Raw genomic sequence first — 2,147 nt, 5'->3', positions numbered from 1 at the left:
TCAATCTGGCATCTTTGCTCATAGGTCAGTTGCTTGTAGTGTCTCATTGCATAACTCTTGCCGGAGAAAAAGCGAGAAGCCTACGGGCAACTGGCCGCTTTTTCTAGCTCCATTGAGATATGCACTTACAAGTTGAATCTAGGATGCCATTATTCGCTGACGACCATGATTATCGTTACGTTGAGGTGAATGGAAATCAATTGGCTTACCTGTGCAAAGGAAGCGGGGATCTGACATTTTTACTGATATCAGGCATGGGACTTGATGCCCATTCAACCTACAAGAATACATTTCATAACGCTAAACCAAACGGTTACCAGCTATGCTTCTATGATCGTGCTGGAACAGGAAATAGTACCTTAAAAAAACCTGGGGTTCGCACTATGGCCGAATTGTCAAATGAGTTGGAAGTCTTTACACGAAAAGCTCAAATGAAGCAGTTGGTCCTCATTCCATATTCATTTGGAGGAATTATTGCACGCGCTTTTGCCCACCGAAATCCGGATTTGATTGAAGGGATAATCTTTGTAGATTCAGCCCATGAATCGTGGTATGAGGATTTAAGGAAATCCATGTCTGATTCTGCCTGGGCTATAATGGAGTCCATAATTGAATGGGAGAGAAACACCCATTCTTTCGAGGATTTTGCTGAAGCTTCCCGTCAATCTGATCTCTACAGCTTTAAAAGAGATCATCCGGTAATTGTACTGTCGAGAGGATTGCCACATGTTTCGATACGCCAAACAAAAATACGTTATTGGGATGTTGATGCGTATACTGATTCATGGAATCGGTCATAGAAAGTGCTACATACACTTTCAGCAAATACAGATGTTGTTCTTATGAAATATGCATCTCACCTGTTTGATGAAACAGATCCGTGGATCGTGCTCGAACAAATCGAAAAAATACACGCTAAAATACCTGGGAAACCCAGTATGACCATAGAGGACTTGTAATTTGTGATGTTTTCGAGTGGTCCTGACTGAGGTGTCGGTGCTGATAAAGTCCGCTTAATAAATAGCAATCTCGCGAACAAATAGAATTATAGGATTGAATTGTGCTGAAAAAAATCTTGCTGTGGGTTAGTATTTTTTTCTCTATGGTTACCTGCCATGTTTACTCAGATGAGGCTAAAAAAATTCTGATCATTGCCTCCAATGTTGAAGATATGGGTGATCCGGAAAAGCATGACGCAAGAAATAATCTTTGGGAATACGCCCCTCCATATCATATTTTTGTCTCCCATGGATATGAAGTGGAATTTGTTTCCCCTTCGGGTGGAAAAATACCATTCATGATGGACCCTTTGGGTATTAGCAGTTACACGATCAAATACGAAGGGTTTCTGGATAAAACCAACGTTTCCCTGTCTCCAGGCCAGATTGATGTGGAGGACTATAGCGCGTTATATATTGGTGGAGGTTATGGCACTTTATTTGATGTGGCATTGAATAAGGAGTTGCTTGGTATCATCGCGGAAATTTATCGGGCAGGTGGCGTGATAGGCAGTTGTGGACATGGCGCTGGGGTATTTGCAAAGGTGAAATTATCTAATGGCAGGTTCTTGGTTCAAGACAAGCGCGTTGCCGGATTTCCGAATTCAACGGAAAAGATAAAAAGCTGGGCAAAGCAAGGCACATTGTTGCCGTTTCTTGTGGAAGAGCAGCTTGAAAAAAATGGTGCCTTTGTTATTAATAAAGAGAACATTGCGGACAAGCATGAGGTGATCATTGATCAACGTATTGTCTCTACAATGTTCCTGCCATCAGCGGCACTTGTGGCAAAGGAAATGATTAAGCTCCTTGACCAAGATGAGAAGCTTAAACAAGTGCGATAGGCGCTCGAGGCAGAATACTTACTCAAAATAAAGTGCTCAAGCCAATAGTATTATCCTATTGGCCACCCTAAACTCACTGATCTATTGGAGGCAGTCTTAATGTGCCGAGTTATGATTGTAATTTTACTCGCCGTTTTATCCTTTTCAATATCGGCCAATACCCTCGCGGATTCAACCTTGAAGTGCATACCATTTATGCGGCTTGTGCCGCCAAGTAATTATCCATTAAATCTTCTGGTGTTTCAAAGCCTAATGTTTTCCTTGGGCGGTTATTTAAATCGCATACCACTGCATCAACCTCCCCCTG

General features: G+C 42.1%; 2 protein-coding genes. Both read left to right on the top strand.

Annotated elements, in window-relative coordinates; genetic code table 11:
* Positions 1 to 143: 143 nt before the first annotated feature.
* Complete coding sequence (locus tag ACL7TT_RS20480) at positions 144 to 800, top strand: alpha/beta fold hydrolase (RefSeq protein ID WP_413398026.1); 657 nt, start codon at positions 144 to 146, stop codon at positions 798 to 800.
* A 260-nt stretch (positions 801 to 1,060) separates the two neighbouring features.
* A complete protein-coding gene (locus ACL7TT_RS20475; protein WP_413398025.1) occupies positions 1,061 to 1,840 on the top strand; it encodes a type 1 glutamine amidotransferase domain-containing protein in 780 nt (259 codons plus the stop codon).
* Positions 1,841 to 2,147: the final 307 nt, after the last annotated feature.

Origin of the sequence: Microbulbifer jejuensis, from assembly GCF_047289955.1 — a bacterium.
GTDB lineage: Bacteria > Pseudomonadota > Gammaproteobacteria > Pseudomonadales > Cellvibrionaceae > Microbulbifer.
The sequence above is the reverse complement of the archived record's forward strand: the minus strand, read 5'-3'. Positions and strand labels throughout refer to the sequence as shown.